11 protein-coding genes, 1 tRNA gene and 1 rRNA gene are annotated in these 19,586 nt (G+C 71.1%); 2 read left to right on the top strand and 11 right to left on the bottom strand.

Translation table 11 applies throughout. The annotated features are described in order from the left end of the window. Positions 1 to 7 precede the first annotated feature (7 nt). Positions 8 to 820, top strand: a complete 813-nt coding sequence (locus ACF08D_RS00065; protein ID WP_392220028.1) for an Fpg/Nei family DNA glycosylase — start codon at positions 8 to 10, stop codon at positions 818 to 820. A 676-nt stretch (positions 821 to 1,496) separates the two neighbouring features. Here the strand turns inward: ACF08D_RS00065 and ACF08D_RS00060 are convergent. The 9 genes from ACF08D_RS00060 to ACF08D_RS00020 all read right to left on the bottom strand — a co-directional run bounded on the left by ACF08D_RS00060 (position 1,497) and on the right by ACF08D_RS00020 (position 16,041). Next, positions 1,497 to 1,982, bottom strand: a complete 486-nt coding sequence (locus tag ACF08D_RS00060; protein WP_392220027.1) for a Dps family protein — start codon at positions 1,980 to 1,982, stop codon at positions 1,497 to 1,499. 170 nt (positions 1,983 to 2,152) lie between these two features. Next, complete coding sequence (locus ACF08D_RS00055; RefSeq protein WP_392220026.1) at positions 2,153 to 2,536, bottom strand: helix-turn-helix domain-containing protein; 384 nt, start codon at positions 2,534 to 2,536, stop codon at positions 2,153 to 2,155. Positions 2,537 to 2,645: 109 nt separating this feature from the next. Then, positions 2,646 to 3,167, bottom strand: a complete 522-nt coding sequence (locus ACF08D_RS00050) for a CinA family protein (RefSeq protein ID WP_392220025.1) — start codon at positions 3,165 to 3,167, stop codon at positions 2,646 to 2,648. Then, the gene (gene pgsA / locus ACF08D_RS00045) at positions 3,164 to 3,850 is read right to left on the bottom strand and encodes a CDP-diacylglycerol--glycerol-3-phosphate 3-phosphatidyltransferase (protein ID WP_392220024.1); all 687 of its coding nucleotides are present in this window, start codon (positions 3,848 to 3,850) and stop codon (positions 3,164 to 3,166) included. Before pgsA ends, ACF08D_RS00050 begins: the two co-directional genes overlap by 4 nt. Continuing rightward, a complete protein-coding gene (gene rimO / locus ACF08D_RS00040) occupies positions 3,847 to 5,325 on the bottom strand; it encodes a 30S ribosomal protein S12 methylthiotransferase RimO (RefSeq protein ID WP_392220023.1) in 1,479 nt (492 codons plus the stop codon). Before rimO ends, pgsA begins: the two co-directional genes overlap by 4 nt. A 157-nt stretch (positions 5,326 to 5,482) precedes the next feature. After that, positions 5,483 to 6,346 carry a helix-turn-helix domain-containing protein gene (locus ACF08D_RS00035; protein WP_392220022.1) on the bottom strand — a complete coding sequence of 288 codons (864 nt, stop codon included), beginning with the start codon at positions 6,344 to 6,346 and terminating at the stop codon, positions 5,483 to 5,485. 218 nt (positions 6,347 to 6,564) lie between these two features. Next, complete coding sequence (locus ACF08D_RS00030; protein WP_392220021.1) at positions 6,565 to 9,393, bottom strand: DNA translocase FtsK; 2,829 nt, start codon at positions 9,391 to 9,393, stop codon at positions 6,565 to 6,567. A gap of 143 nt (positions 9,394 to 9,536) precedes the next feature. Beyond that, positions 9,537 to 10,217, bottom strand: coding sequence for a two-component system response regulator (locus ACF08D_RS00025; RefSeq protein WP_392220020.1), 681 nt, complete (start codon positions 10,215 to 10,217; stop codon positions 9,537 to 9,539). 244 nt (positions 10,218 to 10,461) lie between these two features. Continuing rightward, positions 10,462 to 16,041, bottom strand: coding sequence for a HAMP domain-containing protein (locus ACF08D_RS00020; RefSeq protein WP_392220019.1), 5,580 nt, complete (start codon positions 16,039 to 16,041; stop codon positions 10,462 to 10,464). Positions 16,042 to 16,326: 285 nt separating this feature from the next. On the opposite strand from ACF08D_RS00020, the gene ACF08D_RS00015 reads away from it, so the two are divergent. After that, a complete protein-coding gene (locus ACF08D_RS00015) occupies positions 16,327 to 18,978 on the top strand; it encodes a SpoIIE family protein phosphatase (RefSeq protein WP_392220018.1) in 2,652 nt (883 codons plus the stop codon). Between the two features lie 61 nt (positions 18,979 to 19,039). On the opposite strand, the gene ACF08D_RS00010 is transcribed toward ACF08D_RS00015, so the two are convergent. Together ACF08D_RS00010 and rrf are read right to left on the bottom strand one after the other, a co-directional pair. Further along, positions 19,040 to 19,115: transfer RNA gene (locus ACF08D_RS00010), tRNA-Thr, on the bottom strand. A gap of 214 nt (positions 19,116 to 19,329) precedes the next feature. Next, positions 19,330 to 19,446: ribosomal RNA gene (gene rrf, locus ACF08D_RS00005) — 5S ribosomal RNA — on the bottom strand. Positions 19,447 to 19,586: the final 140 nt, after the last annotated feature.

Below are 19,586 nucleotides of genomic sequence, written 5' to 3'. Positions count from 1 at the left end.
TGGAGCCATGCCCGAAGGAGACACCATCTGGCTGACCGCCCACCGGTTGCACACCGCCCTCGCGGGGGACGTGCTGACCCGCTCGGACCTGCGGGTGCCGCGCCTGGCGACCGTCGACCTGACCGGTCGGACCCTGCTGGACGTCACCCCGCGCGGCAAGCACCTGCTCACCCGCATCGAGGGGGGCCTCACCCTCCACTCCCACCTCCGGATGGACGGCGCCTGGCGCGTCTTCGCCCCGGACCAGCGCTGGAACGGCGGCCCCAACCACCAGATCCGGGCCATCCTCGGCACCTCCGCCCACACGGCGGTCGGCTACCGGCTGCCGGTCCTCGACCTCATCCGCACCAGCGAGGAGGAGTCCGTCGTCGGCCACCTGGGGCCGGACCTGCTCGGCCCCGACTGGGACGCGGAGGAGGCATTGCGCCGGGTGTGCGCCGATCCGGACCGGCCGCTCGGCGAGGCGCTGCTGGACCAGCGGAATCTCGCGGGCATCGGAAACGTCTACAAGTGCGAGCTGGCCTTCATGGCCCGGGTCACGCCCTGGCTTCCCGTGGGCGAGCTGGAGCCCGATGTGCCCGCCCGGCTCATCGCCACCGCGCACCGCCTGCTGGAGGCGAACAAGGAGCGCTTCGAGCGCCGGACCAACCTCACCACCGACCGCCCCGACCGCAAGGTCTTCGTCTACGGCCGCCTGCACCAGCCCTGTTACCGCTGCGGCACCCCGATCCGCCGCAAGGAGGAGGCCGGGCGCGACCGTCTCTCCTACTGGTGCCCCGGCTGCCAGTCGGGCCCGGGACCGACCCCCGAAACGCCCTAGCGTTCCCCGGCTCTCTCCGAGCCCGAGCCCCCACCCGGCCCCCGGCGCTTCCCCCAACGAGCCCTACAGACCCCACGAGCCGCACGGACCCCACGAGCCACACGAGCCAAACCGCCCCCACGAGCCCCACGGTCCCAACGGCCCCCACCAACCCCACCGCCCCCACCAACCGCACCAACCCCACCGCCCCCACGACCCCCGCGGACCACACCGGCCGCACGGGTGAGGAGCGCGGCGTACGGCACCGGTGACGCGGCGCGCAGGCGTGACGCGGAGGCCGTACGGGCCGAGGCCACATGCACGGGCAGCAGGCTCAGTCCCCAGCCGCCCGCCGCCACCGTCCCCTCGACGAGGCCGGCCTGACCGGGGGTCAGCACCACTCTCAGCACCGCCCACCACCACAGGCCACCCGCTATCAGGGCGAGCGCCAGCAGGGGAACCCGTCGTGTCTCCATGCCGCCTCCTCCGCCTTGCGGCGCACGCACCGCGGTGACACAGCCGGTCCGCGGCGGGCGCTCCCTGATCCAGCCTGATCCGAACGAGAGACCCTAGCCCGGTCCGCTCACACGCCGGGAGGGCGTACCGTTGCGCGCCTCCGGCGTGCGCCGGGCGCTCGGTACACCCTCCCGTCACGGTCCGCACCCGCACCGTGCCCACCGGGGCCGGTGCGGTGGCGTCAGGCGTTGTCCGCCTGGCGGCTCTCCGCCTGGAACATCCACGAATGCTTTTCAAGGTCCGCGGTGAGCGCGATCAGCAGGTCCTGCGTCACCGGGTCGGGCTTGTCGGTCGCCTCGATGCGCTCGCGCATCCGCCCGATCACCGTCACCAGAGCGTCCACCATGATCTTGACGGCCTGGTCGTCCTTGATCCAGCCGGCCGGCACGTTCTTGATGGCCGTGCTCGACGCGACCGTCCCGGCTCGTCCGTCCGGGGTGACACCCAGCGCCGAGGCGCGCTCCGCCATCACGTCGGAGTGCTGGCGGGCCGTGGCCACGACCTCGTCGAGCTGGAGGTGGATCGAACGGAACCGGGGACCGACCACGTTCCAGTGCACCTGCTTGGCCACCAGGGACAGGTCCACCGCGTCGACCAGGGCGCCCTGGAGCGCTTCGCCGACCACCTTCAGGTCGGCGTCGGGCAGCGGGCTCTTCACGACAGACATTCCGAATCCTCCGTTCCGGCGCGCGCCGGGAGCGCACGCCCAACCACCTTTACACATAAGACCTAAAAGGGGCATTCGGAGTAAACGAAAGCCCCGGTCGGCCATTCGTGTACCCGACCGGGGCTCAGCCCAAAACGCGCACTCCCGAAACGGGAGCAGATTTTGTCCGCTCAGGCGGCGACGACGTCCACCGCCTCGGCGGGCGCCTTGATGGTCACCCGCTCCGTCGGCACACCCGCCACCGACGACACGGACACAGAATTCAGCATCGGGCGTACTGGTGCCGGCACCGGCTCACTGGCCGCCGCCGACTCCGCCAGCTCGGCCAGCGAGAGCTCGTCGCTCACCTCTCGCATGAGCTCGGACATCCGTACGTCAAGCGCGTCGCAGATCGCGGAGAGCAGCTCGGAGGAAGCCTCCTTCTGCCCCCGCTCCACCTCGGAGAGATAGCCGAGCGAGACTCGGGCGGACGAGGAGACTTCGCGCAGAGTACGGCCCTGGCGCTGGCGCTGCCGACGCAGCACGTCACCCAGCAGGCGACGGAGCAGAATCATCGGTGGCTCCCTCCTCGGACCGTGTAGCCGCATCCTTCACGCCCCACCGTACCGCCTCGCACTGCGGCCGTGCGGGGAGCGATGACGTGTTCACTCAGGGCTGCAAACATCAGTTCCCCCCGTTCTGTTCCGTATCCTGTGCCCGCGCATTCTCCGAGAGTTCGTCCACGAGCAGCTCCAGCACGCTCCGTGCACTCTCTCTACGGATTTCCGCACGGTCGCCGTTCAACCGCAGAGCGGCGACTTTCCCCGCTCCGTGCGGTCCGCCGGCCGGGCCGCACACCGCCACGTAGACGGTGCCCACGGGCTGCCCGTCCTGCGGGTCGGGCCCCGCGACACCGGTCGTCGCGATGCCCCACGCGGCCCCCAGCCGGTCCCGTACACCGGCCGCCATCTGCGACGCGACCTCCGGGTCGACGGCTCCGCGCCGCTCCAGCAGCGCCGCGTCCACTCCCAGCAGGTCCCGCTTCAGCGCCGTCGCGTACGCCGTGACGGAGCCCAGGAAGGAGGCCGAGGCGCCGGGCACGGACGTCAACTCGGCGGCGACGAGACCACCGGTCAGTGACTCCGCCACCGCGACCGTCTGGCTACGCTCCGCGAGCAGCGCCAGGGCGCGCGCCGCCTCCGTCATCGTCCCGGCTCCGCCCCGGAGGGCTTCAGCGCCTCCCGCTCCCGCTCCGCCGCGATCCCCCTGCGCCTCAGGACCACCGCCTGTCGCACATAGTCCAGGCCGGTGACCACCGTCAGCACCACGGCCACGGCCATCACCCAGAAGCGCAGCGTCGCCAGCGGGCCGGTCAGGGCCAGAACGTACATCCCGACCGCCGTGCCCTGCGCGAGGGTCTTCATCTTGCCGCCGCGACTGGCCGGAATCACCCCGTGGCGGATCACCCAGAAGCGCATCAGGGTGATGCCCAGCTCGCGGAAGAGGATCACCCCGGTGACCCACCAGGGCAGGTCGCCGAGGGCCGACAGGCAGATCAGCCCCGCGGCCATGATCGCCTTGTCGGCGATCGGGTCGGCGATCTTCCCGAAGTCCGTGACCAGGTTGTACGCGCGCGCCAGGTGGCCGTCGAAGACGTCCGTGATCATGGCGACGGCGAACGCCGCCCAGGCCCATGCGCGCCAGGCCGGGTCGTACCCGCCGTCCTGGAGCAGCAGGATCACGAACCCGGGCACCAGGACCAGCCGGATCATGGTGAGGATGTTGGCGATGTTCCACAGGCTGGCCTGATTGACGGCCGCGGCTCCCAGCTTGCCGCCGGGCGCCGGCCTACCCGTACCGCCCGCGGCGGAAGCCGGGGCTCCGGTCATCTGCCCGCCTCCTCAAGGCACTCCGCGACCAGGTCGACGCCCTCCGTGCCGACGGCCTTGGCGGTGACCATCCGGCCGGGCACCAGGCCCTCCACCGAGGTGAAGACCACCTGGCCGTCGGTCTCCGGCGCCTGGTGCGCGGCGCGTCCCACGGCGCCGTCCCCGTCCGGCGTGGTGTCCACCGACTCGACCAGCACCTCCATGGTCTCGCCCAGGCGCTCCTCCGCACGCTGGGCGGTCAGCTCCTCGGCGAGCCGCGAGAGGTGCGCGAGGCGCTCGTCGACGACGTCCTGGTCGAGCTTGCCCTCGTACGTGGCGGCCTCCGTGCCGTCCTCGTCCGAGTACCCGAAGACGCCGATGGCGTCGAGACGGGCGTGGGTGATGAAGCGTTCCAGCTCCGCGAAGTCGCTCTCGCTCTCGCCGGGGAAGCCGACGATGAAGTTGGACCGCACACCGGCCTGCGGGGCCTTGCCCCGGATGGTGTCCAGCAGCTCCAGGAAGCGGTCGGTGTCGCCGAAGCGGCGCATCGAGCGCAGCACGGCGGGCGCGGAGTGCTGGAAGGACAGGTCGAAGTAGGGCGCGACCTTCTCCGTGGAGGTCAGGACGTCGATGAGCCCGGGGCGCATCTCGGCGGGCTGGAGGTAGCTGACCCGGACCCGCTCGATGCCGTCGACCGCCGCCAGCTCGGGCAGCAGGGTCTCCAGCAGCCGGATGTCGCCGAGGTCCTTGCCGTACGAGGTGTTGTTCTCGGAGACCAGCATGATCTCCTTCACGCCCTGCTCCGCGAGCCAGCGCGTCTCGCCCAGCACGTCGCTGGGGCGCCGGGAGACGAAGGAGCCCCGGAAGGACGGGATGGCGCAGAAGGAGCAGCGCCGGTCGCAGCCGGAGGCGAGCTTCACCGAGGCGACCGGGCTGGTGTCGAGGCGGCGGCGCAGCGGGGCGCGCGGCCCGGACGCGGGGGCGATGCCCTCGGGCAGGTCGGCGGGGGCCGGGGCGGGCTCCTGGGAGTGGCCCGGCAGGGCGACCTCGGCGGCGGCCTCCTGGCGCTGCACGGGGCTGAGCGGCAGCAGCTTGCGCCGGTCACGGGGGGTGTGGGCCTCGACGCTGCCGCCGCTGAGGATGGTCTGGAGGCGGCCGGAGATGTCGGCGTAGTCGTCGAAGCCCAGCACGCCGTCGGCCTCGGGCAGGGCCTCGGCCAGCTCCTTGCCGTACCGCTCGGCCATGCAGCCGACCGCGACCACGGCCTGGGTCCGGCCGTGGTCCTTCAGGTCGTTCGCTTCGAGCAGGGCGTCGACGGAGTCCTTCTTGGCGGCCTCGACGAAGCCACAGGTGTTGACGACCGCGACATCCGCGTCGGCGGCTTCCTCGACGAGCTCCCAGCCGTCCGCTGCCAAGCGGCCTGCGAGCTCCTCCGAGTCCACCTCGTTACGGGCGCAGCCAAGAGTGACAAGGGCGACGGTACGGCGTTCGGGCATGGACTCAAGACTACTTCGTCCCGGCGACACCCCCACCGCTCAGGGGTCACGCCCCGGGCCGCCACGCCTCTCCCCCCGCACGGCCACCCCCGAAACCACCCGACCCGGTGGTCCTCCCCCACCGCTCCCGGGCCGGGCGGCCCCACGCGCGCGAAGGTCACCCGACCTGCGGGTCGCCCTTCGTGTAGGACAGCCGCTCCACCTGGCCGTCCTCGAACTCGTCCTCGACCTTCTTGCCGTTCACGAACAGCTCGATCGCCCCGGCGTTGCCCAGGATGAGGTCCAGCCGCTCGTCGTCCTGGAAGGTCTTGGAGGCACCTTTCTCCAGCAGCCCGTCGAAGAGCAGCTTCCCGTCGCGCGCCTTGGCGGAGATCCAGCTCTTGTCGCCGGTCGCGGTGAGCTTGACGGTCACCTTGTCCTTGGGCGCGGCGGCGATCGCGCTCTCGGACGGCGCCGGCGGCGGGGCGACCGCCTTGGGCGGCTTGGGCTTGCCGCTGGGCTTCTGCGCCGGGGCCGGGCCCTCGGCGACATTGCTGGTGCGCGAGCCGCCCTTGTCGCCGTCGAACAGGGTGAAGCCCACGAAACCGATCACCGCGACGATCGCGGCGACCATGGCGGCGGTCCAGTTGGGCCGCCGCCGCTCGGGACGGATCCGTTCGGCCTCGAACAGCGGGGCGGCGGGGGTGGGCGACGGACGGCCGCCGTGTTCGCCGTCGTACTGCTCGATGAGGGCCTCGGGATCGAGGCCGACCGCACGGGCGAGGGTACGGATGTGGCCACGGGCGTACACGTCGCCGCCGCAGCGCGAGAAGTCGTCCTCCTCGATCGCGTGGACGATCGGGATGCGGACGCGGGTGGAGGTGCTGACCTCCTCGACCGTCAGGCCGGCGTCGACGCGTGCCTGCTGCAGCACACGGCCGATCGAGGGCCGGTCGTCCTCGCGGGCGTCGGAGGTGTCGGTGACATCCGGGGTGTCGGGGGTCGAAGGCCGGTCGTCTTCGGAGGAGTTGCCGATGGACACGAGGGCGCCTTTCGAGCGTGTAACCACCTGCTGGAGGTTCAGTCTATGGGTGGTACGAAAGGGTGGAGCAACCGGGCGGACGCACTTTGTACGCCATCGGAATGGCATGCGCCCGAGGAGCGGAACAACCATTTTCCGCCTCTCCCTCCAACTTGACGTACGGAGGCGGGAAACGGTTGCTCACGGTTTCCTAACGAGTGAGAGTCCCCGTGGAAGTCCTACGACTCCGACTCCCCCCGGATGACGGCCAGTACTCCATCCAGCTCATCCGGCTTGACGAGGACGTCCCGCGCCTTGGACCCCTCGCTCGGCCCCACGATGTTCCGCGACTCCATCAGGTCCATCAGCCGGCCCGCCTTGGCGAAGCCGACGCGCAGCTTCCGCTGGAGCATCGAGGTCGAGCCGAACTGGGTCGAGACGACCAGCTCGGCCGCCTGGCACAGCAGGTCCAGGTCGTCGCCGATGTCCTCGTCGATCTCCTTCTTCTGCTTGGTCCCGGTGGTCACGTCCTCCCGGAAGACCGGCGCCATCTGCTCCTTGCAGTGCCGGACGACCGCCTGGACCTCCTCCTCGGTGACGAAGGCGCCCTGCATACGGACCGGCTTGTTGGCCCCCATCGGCAGGAAGAGGCCGTCGCCCTTGCCGATGAGCTTCTCCGCGCCCGGCTGGTCCAGGATGACCCGGCTGTCGGCGAGGGAGGAGGTGGCGAAGGCGAGCCGGGAGGGCACATTGGCCTTGATCAGGCCGGTCACGACGTCCACCGAGGGCCGCTGGGTGGCCAGGACCAGGTGGATGCCGGCGGCCCGGGCGAGCTGGGTGATGCGGACGATGGCGTCCTCGACGTCCCGGGGCGCGACCATCATCAGGTCGGCCAGCTCGTCCACGATCACCAGCAGGTACGGGTAGGGCTGGAGCTCGCGCTCGCTGCCCTCCGGCGGCGTGACCTTCCCGGCCCGTACGGCGGCGTTGAAGTCGTCGATGTGCCGGAACCCGAACGCGGCGAGGTCGTCGTAGCGCAGGTCCATCTCGCGCACGACCCACTGGAGGGCCTCGGCGGCCCGCTTGGGGTTGGTGATGATCGGGGTGATCAGGTGCGGGATGCCCTCATAGGCGGTCAGCTCGACCCGCTTGGGGTCGACCAGCACCATCCGTACGTCCTCGGGGGTCGCCCTTATCATCACCGAGGTGATCAGGCAGTTGATGCACGACGACTTGCCGGAGCCGGTGGCGCCCGCGACCAGGATGTGCGGCATCTTCGCCAGGTTGGCCATCACATAGCCGCCCTCGACGTCCTTGCCGAGCGCCACCAGCATCGGGTGGTCGTCCTCGGCCGCGTCGGCGAGGCGCAGCACGTCACCGAGGTTGACCATCTCGCGGTCGGTGTTGGGGATCTCGATGCCGACGGCGGACTTGCCGGGGATCGGCGAGATGATCCGGACGTCGGGGCTGGCGACGGCGTACGCGATGTTCTTCGTCAGCGCCGTGATCCGCTCGACCTTCACCGCCGGGCCGAGCTCCACCTCGTAGCGGGTGACCGTCGGGCCGCGGGTGAAGCCGGTGACGGCGGCGTCGACCTTGAACTCGGAGAAGACGGTCGTCAGCGAGGCGACGACGGCGTCGTTGGCGGCGCTGCGCGTCTTGCCGGGGCCGCCGCGCTCCAGCAGGTTCAGCGAGGGCAGGGAGTACGTGATGTCCCCGGCGAGCCGGAGCTGCTCGGCCCGCGCCGGCAGGCCCTCCGGCTCCTCGCGGACGGGGGCGGGCTTGGTCAGGTCGGGTACGCGGCCGTCGCCGGGCGTCTCCTCCCGCGCGGGCGGTACGGCGCCGGTGTCGGCCCCCGGCCGGGACGTGCGCGCCCCCCGGCTCCCCCGGGCCTCCCGGGCGTCGCGCTCGCGGTCGCCGGTCACGTCCCGGGTGAGGTCGGCGACCAGCGGGGAGGGCGGCATGCCGTTGAGCACGGCGCCGTCCAGCGCGGCGGCCGCGGCGGCGGCGACGTCCACGGCGTCCCTCGGCCGGTCGAAGTCCGGCTCCGCGGGCGCGGCGGCGGCCCTGCGGGGCCTCCTGCGCCGGGTGAGCGCCTCCTCCTCGGCGTCGTCCGGGTCGTACGCCCCGGGCCGGGCGGCGCCCCGCGGGCGGGCGGGCAGCGCCTCGCGCCACTGCTCGTCGTACCGCTCGTCGTCCGCGCCCACCGGCATCCCGGGGGCCGGTTCGACGATCCCCAGCCGCGCCCCGAGCGCCCTGAGCCGCTGCGGGATGGCGTTGACGGGTGTCGCCGTGACGACGAGCAGCCCGAAGACGGTGAGCAGGACGAGCATCGGTACGGCCAGGACCTCGCCCATCATGAAGATCAGCGGCTTGGAGGCGGCCCAGCCCACCAGGCCGCCCGCGTCCCGTACGGCCTCGCTGCCGACGTCGCGCCCGGGCGAGCCGCACGCGATGTGGACCTGGCCGAGGACGCCGACGACGAGCGCGGACAGGCCGATGACGATCCGCCCGTTCGCCTCGGGCTGCTCGGGGTGCAGGATCAGCCGGATCGCGATGGCGCCGACGAGCAGCGGCACGAGCAGGTCGAGCCGGCCGAACGCGCCGGTGACCAGCATCTCGACCAGGTCGCCGACCGGACCCCGCAGATTGGCCCAGGTGCCGGCGGCGACGATCAGGGCGATGCCGAGCAGCAGCAGCGCCAGGCCGTCCTTGCGGTGCGCCGGGTCGAGTCCCTTGGCGCCGCGCCCTATGCCGCGGAACATGGCGCCGACCGCGTGGGCGAGGCCGAGCCACAGGGCGCGCACCAGCTGGTAGACGCCCGCCGTCGGGGAGGGCGCCGGCCTGGCCGGCACCTTCTTCACGGCGGCCTTCCTGGCCGGTGCTCTCCTGGCCGCCCCGGCGGACCTGGCCGCCTTGGCTGCGGTCTTCTTCGCGGGGGGTTTCGCGGGCTTCGCCGGGGACTTCACGGGGACCGCCTTCTTCGCGGCGCCGGTCGTACGGCCGGCGCGCGGCTTCGCGGCGCCCGCCGTGCCCTGGGAGCCCTTGCCGGACGTACGTGAGGCCATGGTGGTGAGGTTACCGGTGTGGGGCGCGGTGGACACGTGTGCCCACCGCTTCACCCGTTCGTGTCGTCGGAGAGGATGCACGGAGCTGACGCCCGCTCAACCGGGAGGCCGGACCGAGCTCCTGGCCGCCCGTGCGGAAGGGGTCAGCCCTGGGCGGGCAGGGTGGACGAACCGCCGTTGCCGGTGCCCGGTTCGAGCGCGTCCAGCGCCCGGCGCAGGCCGGTGAGCTTGCGCTCCAGGTGCGCGGCGGTGGCGACGGCCGCGGCGTCCGCCGACTCGTCGTCGAGCTGCTTGGACAGCGCCTCGGCCTGCTCCTCAACTGCCGCGAGCCGCGCGGACAGTTCCGCCAGAAGGCCGGGGGACTCCTTGACGGAGCCGCCCTGGCCGCCGCCCTCCAGCTGGAGGCGCAGCAGCGCGGCCTGCTCGCGGAGCTGACAGTTCTTCATGTACAGCTCGACGAAGACCGAGACCTTGGCGCGCAGCACCCAGGGGTCGAACGGCTTGGAGATGTAGTCGACGGCCCCGGCCGCGTACCCCCGGAAGGTGTGGTGCGGGCCGTGGTTGATGGCCGTCAGGAAGATGATCGGGATGTCCCGTGTCCGTTCCCGACGCTTGATGTGCGCGGCGGTCTCGAAACCGTCCATACCTGGCATCTGGACGTCCAGCAGAATGACCGCGAAGTCGTCCGTCAGCAGCGCTTTGAGCGCTTCCTCCCCTGACGATGCCCGCACCAGCGTCTGATCGAGCGCAGAGAGGATGGCCTCCAGCGCCAGCAGATTCTCCGGTCGGTCATCGACCAGGAGGATCTTGGCCTTCTGCACCATGGCCCGTCCTCCTCGCCCCGGCAGTTGGCCGGGCGCCGCCCCAGGGGACGACTCCCTTGCGCCGTCCGTCCTTGTGCCGGTCATGGTAGCCGCACCCCGCCTGTCACCACACCCTGTCACCGCGATGTCACTGTGCACATAGCGGAAACGCGGTGGAGGACCAGAAGGTTCCCCGAAATCCGGCCCCTCACACGCTTTCGAGCACAGTCAGTCAGCAACTCGCCAGGATTCTCTGGTTTTCCGCTCACTCTCCGCTCATCCACTGCTCCATGACGGAGAGCAGATGATCCGGATCCACCGGCTTCGTAACGTAATCGGAAGCGCCCGACTCGATCGCCTTCTCCCGGTCGCCCTTCATCGCCTTCGCGGTGAGCGCGATGATCGGCAGCCCGGCGAACTGCGGCATCCGGCGGATCGCGGTCGTCGTCGCGTACCCGTCCATCTCGGGCATCATGATGTCCATCAGGACGACCGTCACATCGTCGTGCTGCTCCAGGACTTCGATGCCCTCGCGGCCGTTCTCCGCGTACAGCACCGACAGGCCGTGCTGCTCCAGCACGCTGGTGAGCGCGAAGACGTTCCGGATGTCGTCGTCGACGATCAGCACCTTCTCACCGTGGAAGGTGAAGGTCCGCCGCTGCTCGCCCGCCTCCTGGCCGCCCGCCGCCCACTCCTGGGACGCGCCCGTGGCGGGCGCCGGCGCCGTGGTGTCCCCACCCGGGCCGCCCGAGGGCGCCGCCCCCGAGGACGCCGGCGCGGCCGGGGCGGGCGCCTCGGCCGGCCCCTGCGCCGCCGGCCCGGACCGGTGGCCCGCCCCGGGCAGCGCGGTCCGCTGCTCGCCCGCGTCCAGCGCGGCCCGCCGCCGGTGCCGGAAGAGGGCGCCCGCCCCGGCACGCCGGTCCGCGGGCTCCGGCCCCGCCATGCCGCCCGCGCCGTACGGGTCCGTCGCGCCCTCGTGGCCGCCGTGCGGGAGGTCGGCACCGGGGCCGCCGTGCCCGTACCCCTGCGGCGGCAGCTCACTGGCGTGCAGCGGCAGGTACAGCGTGAACGTCGACCCGCGGCCCGGCTCGCTCGCCGCGTGGATCTCGCCGCCCAGCAGGCGGGCGATCTCCCGGCTGATCGACAGCCCCAGGCCCGTACCGCCGTACTTGCGGCTGGTCGTGCCGTCCGCCTGCTTGAACGCCTCGAAGATCACCCGCATCTTGCTGGCCGCGATGCCGATCCCGGTGTCCGTCACCGAGAACGCGATCAGGTCGCCCTCGGCGTCCCGCAGCGAACCGGCCTCCAGCAGCTGCTCCCGGATCGACTGCGGCACATCCGCCTTGGCCGGCCGGATCACCAGCTCCACCGCGCCGCTGTCGGTGAACTTCACCGCGTTCGACAGCAGGTTGCGCAGGACCTGGAGCAGCCGCTGCTCGTCGGTGTGCAGCGTCGCCGGCAGCTCCGGCGAGACCCGTACCGAGAAGTCCAGCCCCTTCTCCGCCGTCAGCGGCCGGAAGGTCGCCTCCACGTAGTCCACGAGCTGCACCAGCGCGATCCGGGTCGGGCTGACGTCCATCTTGCCCGCCTCGACCTTCGACAGGTCCAGGATGTCGTTGATCAGCTGGAGCAGGTCGGAACCGGCGCCGTGGATCGTCTCGGCGAACTCGACCTGCTTCGGCGACAGGTTCCCGTCGGCGTTGTCCGCCAGCAGCTTCGCCAGGATGAGCAGCGAGTTCAGCGGCGTCCGCAGCTCGTGCGACATGTTCGCCAGGAACTCTGACTTGTAGCGCATGGAGACGGCGAGCTGCTCGGCCCGCTCCTCCAGCACCTGCCGCGCCTCCTCGATCTCGGTGTTCTTCACCTCGATGTCGCGGTTCTGCTGCGCCAGCAGCTCGGCCTTCTCCTCCAGCTCCGCGTTGGAGTCCTGCAGCGCCTTCTGCCGGTTCTCCAGCTCGGCGGACCGCTCCCGCAGCTGCTCGGTCAGCTCCTGCGACTGCTTCAGCAGCACCTCGGTCTTGGTGTTGACGCTGATGGTGTTGACGCTGGTGGCGATCATCTCGGCGATCTGGTTGAGGAAGTCGCGCTGGATCTGGGTGAACGGCTGGAACGACGCCAGCTCGATCACACCGAGGACCTTCCCCTCGAACAGCACCGGCAGCACGACCACATGCGCCGGGGCCGCCTCGCCGAGCCCCGACGAGATACGCAGGTAGCCCGGCGGCACATTGACCTGGATGGTCCGCTTCTCCTCCGCCGCCGTACCGATCAGCGTCTCGCCCGGCCGGAACGACGTGGGCATCGACCCGGACGAGTAGCCGTAGCTGCCGCGCATCACCAGCTCGTACGAGCCGTCCTCGTCCGCCCCGATCTCGTTGCTGCCGCCGGTCGGCATCGCCAGGAAGAACGCGCCGTGCTGCGCCGACACCACCGGCGTCAGCTCGCTCATGATCAGCGAGGCGACGTCGTCCAGGTCGCGCCGGCCCTGCATCAGGCCGGAGATCCGGGCCAGGTTGCCCTTCAGCCAGTCCTGCTCCTCGTTGGCGAGGGTGGTGTCACGGAGGTTGGCGATCATCGTGTTGATGTTGTCCTGGAGGACCTGGATCTCGCCCGCCGCATCGACGTCGATCTTGAGGTTCAGGTCGCCCCGCGTCACCGCCGTGGCGACGGCCGCGATGGCGCGCACCTGCCGGGTCAGGTTCCCGGCCATCTCGTTCACCGACTCGGTCAGGTCGCGCCAGGTGCCGTCGACGTCCCGTACGCGCGCCTGGCCGCCCAGAATGCCCTCGGTGCCCACCTCACGGGCGACGCGGGTGACCTCCTCGGCGAACGACGAGAGCTGGTCGACCATCGTGTTGATGGTGTTCTTCAGCTCCTGGATCTCACCCCGGGCATCGATGTCGATCTTCTTGGTGAGGTCGCCCTTCGCGATGGCGGTGGTGACGGTCGCGATCTGCCGCACCTGGCCGGTCAGGTTGGACGCCATCGAGTTCACCGACTCGGTCAGGTCCTTCCACGTCCCGGAAACGCCCGGCACGCGCGCCTGGCCGCCCAGCTCGCCCTCCGTACCCACCTCGCGCGCCACCCGCGTCACCTCGTCGGCGAACGACGACAGCGTCGTCACCATGGTGTTCACGGTGTCCGCCAGCTCGGCGACCTCGCCGCGCGCCTCGACCGTCACCTTCTTGGTGAGGTCGCCGTTGGCGACGGCCGACGACACCCGCGAGATGTTCCGCACCTGGGACGTCAGGTTGTTGGCCATCACGTTGACGTTGTCGCTGAGGTCCTTCCAGATGCCCGTCACACCCCGCACGCGCGCCTGGCCGCCGAGGATGCCCTCGGTGCCCACCTCACGGGCCACCCGGGTCACCTCGTCGGCGAAGTTCGACAGCTGGTCCACCATCGTGTTGACGGTGGTGACCAGGTCGAGGATCTCCCCGCGCGCGTCGACGGTGATCTTCTTCGACAGATCGCCCTTGGCGACCGCCGTCGTCACCTCGGCGATGTTGCGCACCTGCGAGGTGAGGTTGTTGGCCATCGAGTTGACCGACTGCGTCAGGTCCTTCCAGGTGCCGGAGACGCCCTGCACCTCCGCCTGACCGCCCAGGATGCCCTCGGTACCCACCTCGCGGGCGACCCGGGTCACCTGCTCGGCGAAGTTCGACAGCTGGTCCACCATCGTGTTGAGGGTGTTCTTCAGCTCCAGGATCTCGCCCCGGGCGTCCACGTCGATCTTCTGCGACAGGTCGCCCCGCGCCACCGCCGTGGCCACCTGCGCGATGTTCCGCACCTGCGCGGTGAGGTTCCCGGCCATGCCGTTCACCGAGTCCGTCAGGTCACGCCACACACCCGCCACACCCGGCACCTGCGCCTGCCCGCCCAGCCGCCCGTCCGTGCCCACCTCGCGGGCCACCCGGGTCACCTGCTCGGCGAACGCCGACAGCTGGTCGACCATCGTGTTGATGGTGTTCTTCAGCTCCAGGATCTCGCCCCGGGCGTCCACGTCGATCTTCTGCGACAGGTCGCCCCGCGCCACCGCCGTCGTCACCTGCGCGATCTGACGCACCTGCGACGTCAGGTTCCCGGCCATGAAGTTGACCGAGTCCGTCAGCTCCTTCCACGTACCGGAAACCCCCGGCACGCGCGCCTGGCCGCCGAGCCGGCCCTCCGTACCCACGTCCCGGGCCATCCCCGTGACCTGGTCGGCGAACGACGACAGCTGCGCCACCATCGTGTTGACGGTGTTCTTCAGCTCCAGCATCTCCCCGGCCACGTCCACCGTGACCTTCTGCGTCAGATCACCGTTGGCGACCGCCGTCGTCACCTGCGCGATGTCCCGCACCTGCCCGGTGAGGTTGCGGAACGCGGTGTTCACCGAGTCCGTGAGGTCCTTCCACGTCCCCGCCGCGCCCGGCACCTCGGCCTGGCCGCCCAGCCGGCCCTCGACACCGACCTCCCGCGCCACCCGGGTCACCTCGGACCCGAACGCGGAGAGCTGGTCCACCATCGTGTTGACGGTGTTCTTCAGCTCCAGCATCTCCCCGGCCACGTCCACCGTGACCTTCTGCGACAGGTCACCGTTCGCCACGGCCGTCGTCACCTGCGCGATGTCCCGCACCTGCGTGGTCAGGTTCCGGAAGACCGTGTTGACCGAGTCGGTCAGGTCCTTCCACGTCCCCGCCGCACCCGGCACCTGCGCCTGGCCGCCCAGCAGCCCCTCGGCGCCGACCTCGCTCGCCACCCGGGTCACCTCGTCGGCGAACGTCCGCAGCGTCTCGGTCATCTGGTTGATCGTGTCCGCGAGCTGCGCCACCTCGCCCCGCGCGCTCACCGTCACCTTCTGCGACAGGTCACCGTTGGCGACCGCCGTCGTCACCTCGGCGATCCCCCGCACCTGCGAGGTCAGATTGCCCGCCATCGTGTTGACGGAGTCGGTGAGGTCCTTCCACACACCGGCCACACCCGGCACCTCGGCCTGGCCGCCCAGCTCACCCTCCGTACCCACCTCACGCGCCACCCGCGTGACCTCGGAGGAGAACGACGACAGCTGGTCCACCATCGTGTTCACGGTGTTCTTCAGCTGGAGCATCTCGCCCGCGACATGCACGGTCACCTTGCGCGACAGGTCACCCTTGGCGACCGCCGTCGTCACCAGCGCGATGTCCCGCACCTGGGCCGTCAGCCGGTACGCCATGGTGTTGACCGAGTCCGTCAGGTCCTTCCACGAACCCGACATCCCCCGCACCTGCGCCTGGCCGCCGAGCTTGCCCTCGGTGCCCACCTCCAGCGCCACCCGCGTCACCTCGTCGGTGAACGCCGACAACTGGTCGACCAGGTTGTTCACCGTACGGGCGACCTTCAGGAACTCCCCGCGCAGCGGCCGCGCCGACCCGTCCGTACCCTCCGAACGCAGCTCCATCCGCTGGTCCAGGTCACCCTCGGCCACCGCCGACAGCACCCGGCCCACCTCGGACACCGGCCGGGTCATGTCGTCCACCAGCGCGTTCGCGGCCTCGATGGCCTGCGCCCACGCGCCCTCCCCGGCCCCGACCTCCAGCCGCTCGGACAGCTTGCCCTCGCGCCCGACCATCCGCCGCACCCGGGACAGCTCACCCGTCAGATGCGACTCCCGGTCGGCGACCTCGTTGAAGACGGCGGCGATCTCCGCCATCACCCCGTCGCCGGTCACCGTCAGCCGCTTGCGGAAGTTCCCGTCCCGCATCGACACCAGGGCCGCCAGCAACCGGTCCAGGGAAGCGGCGTCCACCTCGACGGTCCCACCACTCCGGGGCCGTCCGCCCTTCGCGCGCGTGCTGCCGCCCCGCGCCGTCACGCCAGACTCCACCGTGTCCCTCCCGCAGGGGTTGACCGTACTGCTCGGGCATTGCCGCTTCCCGCTGCCGCTGGAAGCCTTCCCAGTGTTTCACCACGACAGAACCAGGCCATAACAGTTCGGCAGCTTCGCATAACGTCCCCGTCCTCGGGGGACGGAAACAGCGGTGACCACCATCCGCCCGGACAGCGAAGGTAAGTAACCTGGCATCCGGCTGTCCAACCGCCCCGGTCCGCCCGGCAGGGGCGGCGCGACGCTGTGCGACCACCGGGCACCGGGGGAGGGGCGGAGCCGATCATGGCAGAGCCGGGCGTAGAGACGCGTACGAGGAGTTCTGTGATCACCGCTCGGGCGGCCGCCACCTTCGAACCCGTGGGACGGTCCGTGGCGACCGCCCGGGCCTTCGTCCGGGACACGCTCCAGGGCTGGGGGTACACCGACGTCGTCGACGACGCCGTCGTCCTGACCAGCGAACTCGTGACCAACGCCGTCATCCACGCCGGCACCGCCGCCGACGTCCTGTGCCTGCGCACCGAGAACGGCGTACGGATCGAGGTCGCCGACCGCTACCCCGAGCGCGAGGTCCCCCTCCAGGGCAGCGCCCAGGCCCTCGGCAACCCCGACAGCGAGAACGGCCGCGGCCTACTGCTCTGCGCCGCCCTGGCCGCCCGCTGGGGCGTCGAGTACTCCCCCACCCGCAAACAGGTCTGGTTCCAGCTCGACCTCCCCGAGCGCCCCGTCGGCACCCGCTCCGCGGGCCCCGTCCTGCCCACCGACCTCCTCCCCGTCGCCGACGACCGGGTCCGCGTCGCCGTCGCCCAGATCGACCGCCACGGCACGATCACCACCTGGAACGAGGACGCCGAGCACCTCTTCGGCTACGCCGCCGACCAGGTCGTCGGCAAGCCCCTCGGCGACTTCGCCGCCTGGCCCCACACCCCCGGCATCGGCACCGGCATCGCCGAGGCGCTGCGCCTCTCCCGCTGGGAGGGCAGCTACGGCATCCGCGGCACCGACGGCCGCGTCGTCCCGGTGTACGCCTCCCACCTGCGCGTCCGCGACACCCACGGCGAACCGTCCACCGTCTGCCTCCTCGTACGGGACTACGAGCGCGCCGTCCTCCAGTCCCCGCCCCGCGCCCCCGTCGACTCCAGCAACGAGAGCCGCAGCACCGACCCCTTCGAGGTCTTCATCGGCTCCCCCGCCCCCGACGACCTCGACGGCCTCCTCCAGCGCACCGTCGAACGCGCCCGCGACATGCTGGACGGCGACGCCGCCTTCCTGCTCCTCGCCACCGACGACGAGACGGAACTCGAGGTACGCGCCACCACCGGCCTCCCCTCCGCCCGCCAGCGCTTCGCGCGCGTGCCCGTGGAAGCTGCCGGCACCGGCCGGTACTCCTCCGCCCGCATGCCCGCCGTCCACGAAGACCTGGCCGCCGTCCCCGGCTCCGTCCCGCTCCTCAACGGCACCGGGATGCGCTCGGTCGTCACCGTCCCGCTCAAGGTCGAAGGCCGCCTCACCGGCTCCCTCGGCGTCGCCGCCGAAGCCTCCGGCCGGTACTCCAACGAAGAGGCCCTCCGGCTCCAGTTCGCCGCCGACCGCATCGCCCTCGCCGTCGAGTCCGCGCGCCTCGGCGAGCTCGAACGCCTCCGCCGCGGCTCCCTCAGCTTCCTCGTCGAGGCGTCCGACCTGCTCGCCGGCACCCTCGACCGGGACCAGACCCTGGCCCTCATGGCCCAGATGACGGTCCCCACCCTCGCCACCTGGTGCGCCGTCTACACGATCGCCGACCCCACCTCCGAGCCGTACCTCTCCTACGTCCTCCACGAGGACGAGGAGCGCATCGACGGCCTCAAGGCCCTGCTCGCCAAGATCCAGCCGCCCGAGCCCGTCCCCTCCCCCGGCGCCCGCGTCTGGACCGCCCCGGCCGACGCCGCCCACCAGGCCGCGCTGCGCACCTCCATGCGCGAACTGGGCCTCGGCTCCACCACCCTCTCCTCCGGCATCGGTACGACCCTGGCCACCGCCGCCGCCGTCGGCGGCGAGACCGTCGTCCTGCCGCTCGTCGCCCGCAACCGCGTCATCGGCATGCTGACCCTCGGCAAGCCCTCCGACGACCACTTCCGCCAGGAGATCCTGGAGCTCGCCGAGGACCTCTCCCGCCGGGCCGCCCTCGCCCTGGACAACGCCCGCCTGTACTCGGAGCGCATGGCCATCAGCCAGTCCCTCCAGCGCAGCCTGCTGCCCCCGGGCCTGCCCCAGATCCCCAACGTCGAGGTCGACGTCATCTACCGCGCCGCCGGCGAGGGCAACGAGGTCGGCGGCGACTTCTACGACCTCTTCCCCATCCGCGACGGCGCGTACGGCTTCGCCATCGGCGACGTCTGCGGCACGGGCCCCGAGGCCGCCGCCGTCACCGGCCTGGCCCGCCACGCCTTGCGCCTGCTGGCCCGCGAGGGCCTGGGCGGCCCCGCCGTGCTGGAGCGCCTCAACGCCGCCATCCTCGACGAGGGCTCCCGCAGCCGCTTCCTCACCCTCCTGTACGGCGAGCTGTGGCCCCAGGAGGACGGCAGCGCCCTCCTCAAGGTCGTCTGCGCCGGCCACCCGCTGCCCCTGCGCCTGCGCCAGGACGGCTCCGTGGAGCCCGCCGCCGAACCCCAGCCGCTCCTGGGCGTCATGGACGACCTGGAGCTGTACGAGCAGACGGTCACCCTCGACCCGGGCGACGTCCTCCTGTGCGTCACCGACGGCGTCACGGAACGCCGCGAGGGCTCCCGCATGCTGGGCGACGACGGCCTGAGCGACGTCCTCACCACGTGTACGGGCCTGACGGCCGGCGCGGTGACCGCCCGCATCATGCGCGCGGTGGAACGCTTCGCCGCCGAGCCGCCCTCCGACGACATGGCCATCCTCGCGATGCGCGTCCCGGAGCCCCACACGGACTGACGGTCTCCCCGGAAACACGAAGAAGGCCCCCGCCACATGGGCGGGGGCCTTCTTCGTTCTCTGGAGCCCCCAAACGGAATCGAACCGTTGACCTTCTCCTTACCATGGAGACGCTCTGCCGACTGAGCTATAGGGGCCGGCTGGTCGCTTTCGGGGTTTTCCCCTCGGCAACGAGCTAAAGCATACCCCGTACGAACGGATTCGCCTAACCGGCACTGACGTGCCGCCAGAGCCCCAAGTCCGTCGGCACGCAGCGGGCCTGACGAGCACTCAGGACGCCTAAGCGCCGGCCCTGCCCCGTAACGCAGGAAAGCCCCGCACCATAAGGTGCGGGGCTTTCCCACAATGATTGTTCGGCGGCGTCCTACTCTCCCACAGGGTCCCCCCTGCAGTACCATCGGCGCTGAAAGGCTTAGCTTCCGGGTTCGGAATGTAACCGGGCGTTTCCCTAACGCTATGACCACCGAAACACTATGAAGATATCGAACTACAACCAACCAGCCACAGGGGCTGTGGGAGTTCGTTACTTCAGAACTAACACAGTGGACGCGAGCAACTGAGGACAAGCCCTCGGCCTATTAGTACCGGTCAACTCCACCCATTACTGG

The sequence above is a fragment of the Streptomyces sp. NPDC015131 genome (assembly GCF_043079975.1).
GTDB lineage: Bacteria > Actinomycetota > Actinomycetes > Streptomycetales > Streptomycetaceae > Streptomyces.
This window is presented reverse-complemented; position numbering and strand designations above follow the sequence as displayed.

Bases quoted from the DNA above. Each gene is read 5' to 3' on its own strand.
- ACF08D_RS00015 (WP_392220018.1), top strand. From the start codon at position 16,327: ATGGCAGAGCCGGGCGTAGAGACGCGTACGAGGAGTTCTGTGATCACC.
- ACF08D_RS00025 (WP_392220020.1), bottom strand. From the start codon at position 10,217: ATGGTGCAGAAGGCCAAGATCCTCCTGGTCGATGACCGACCGGAGAAT.
- rimO (WP_392220023.1), bottom strand. From the start codon at position 5,325: ATGCCCGAACGCCGTACCGTCGCCCTTGTCACTCTTGGCTGCGCCCGT.
- pgsA (WP_392220024.1), bottom strand. From the start codon at position 3,850: ATGACCGGAGCCCCGGCTTCCGCCGCGGGCGGTACGGGTAGGCCGGCG.
- ACF08D_RS00055 (WP_392220026.1), bottom strand. From the start codon at position 2,536: ATGATTCTGCTCCGTCGCCTGCTGGGTGACGTGCTGCGTCGGCAGCGC.
- ACF08D_RS00065 (WP_392220028.1), top strand. From the start codon at position 8: ATGCCCGAAGGAGACACCATCTGGCTGACCGCCCACCGGTTGCACACC.
- ACF08D_RS00030 (WP_392220021.1), bottom strand. From the start codon at position 9,393: ATGGCCTCACGTACGTCCGGCAAGGGCTCCCAGGGCACGGCGGGCGCC.
- ACF08D_RS00050 (WP_392220025.1), bottom strand. From the start codon at position 3,167: ATGACGGAGGCGGCGCGCGCCCTGGCGCTGCTCGCGGAGCGTAGCCAG.
- ACF08D_RS00060 (WP_392220027.1), bottom strand. From the start codon at position 1,982: ATGTCTGTCGTGAAGAGCCCGCTGCCCGACGCCGACCTGAAGGTGGTC.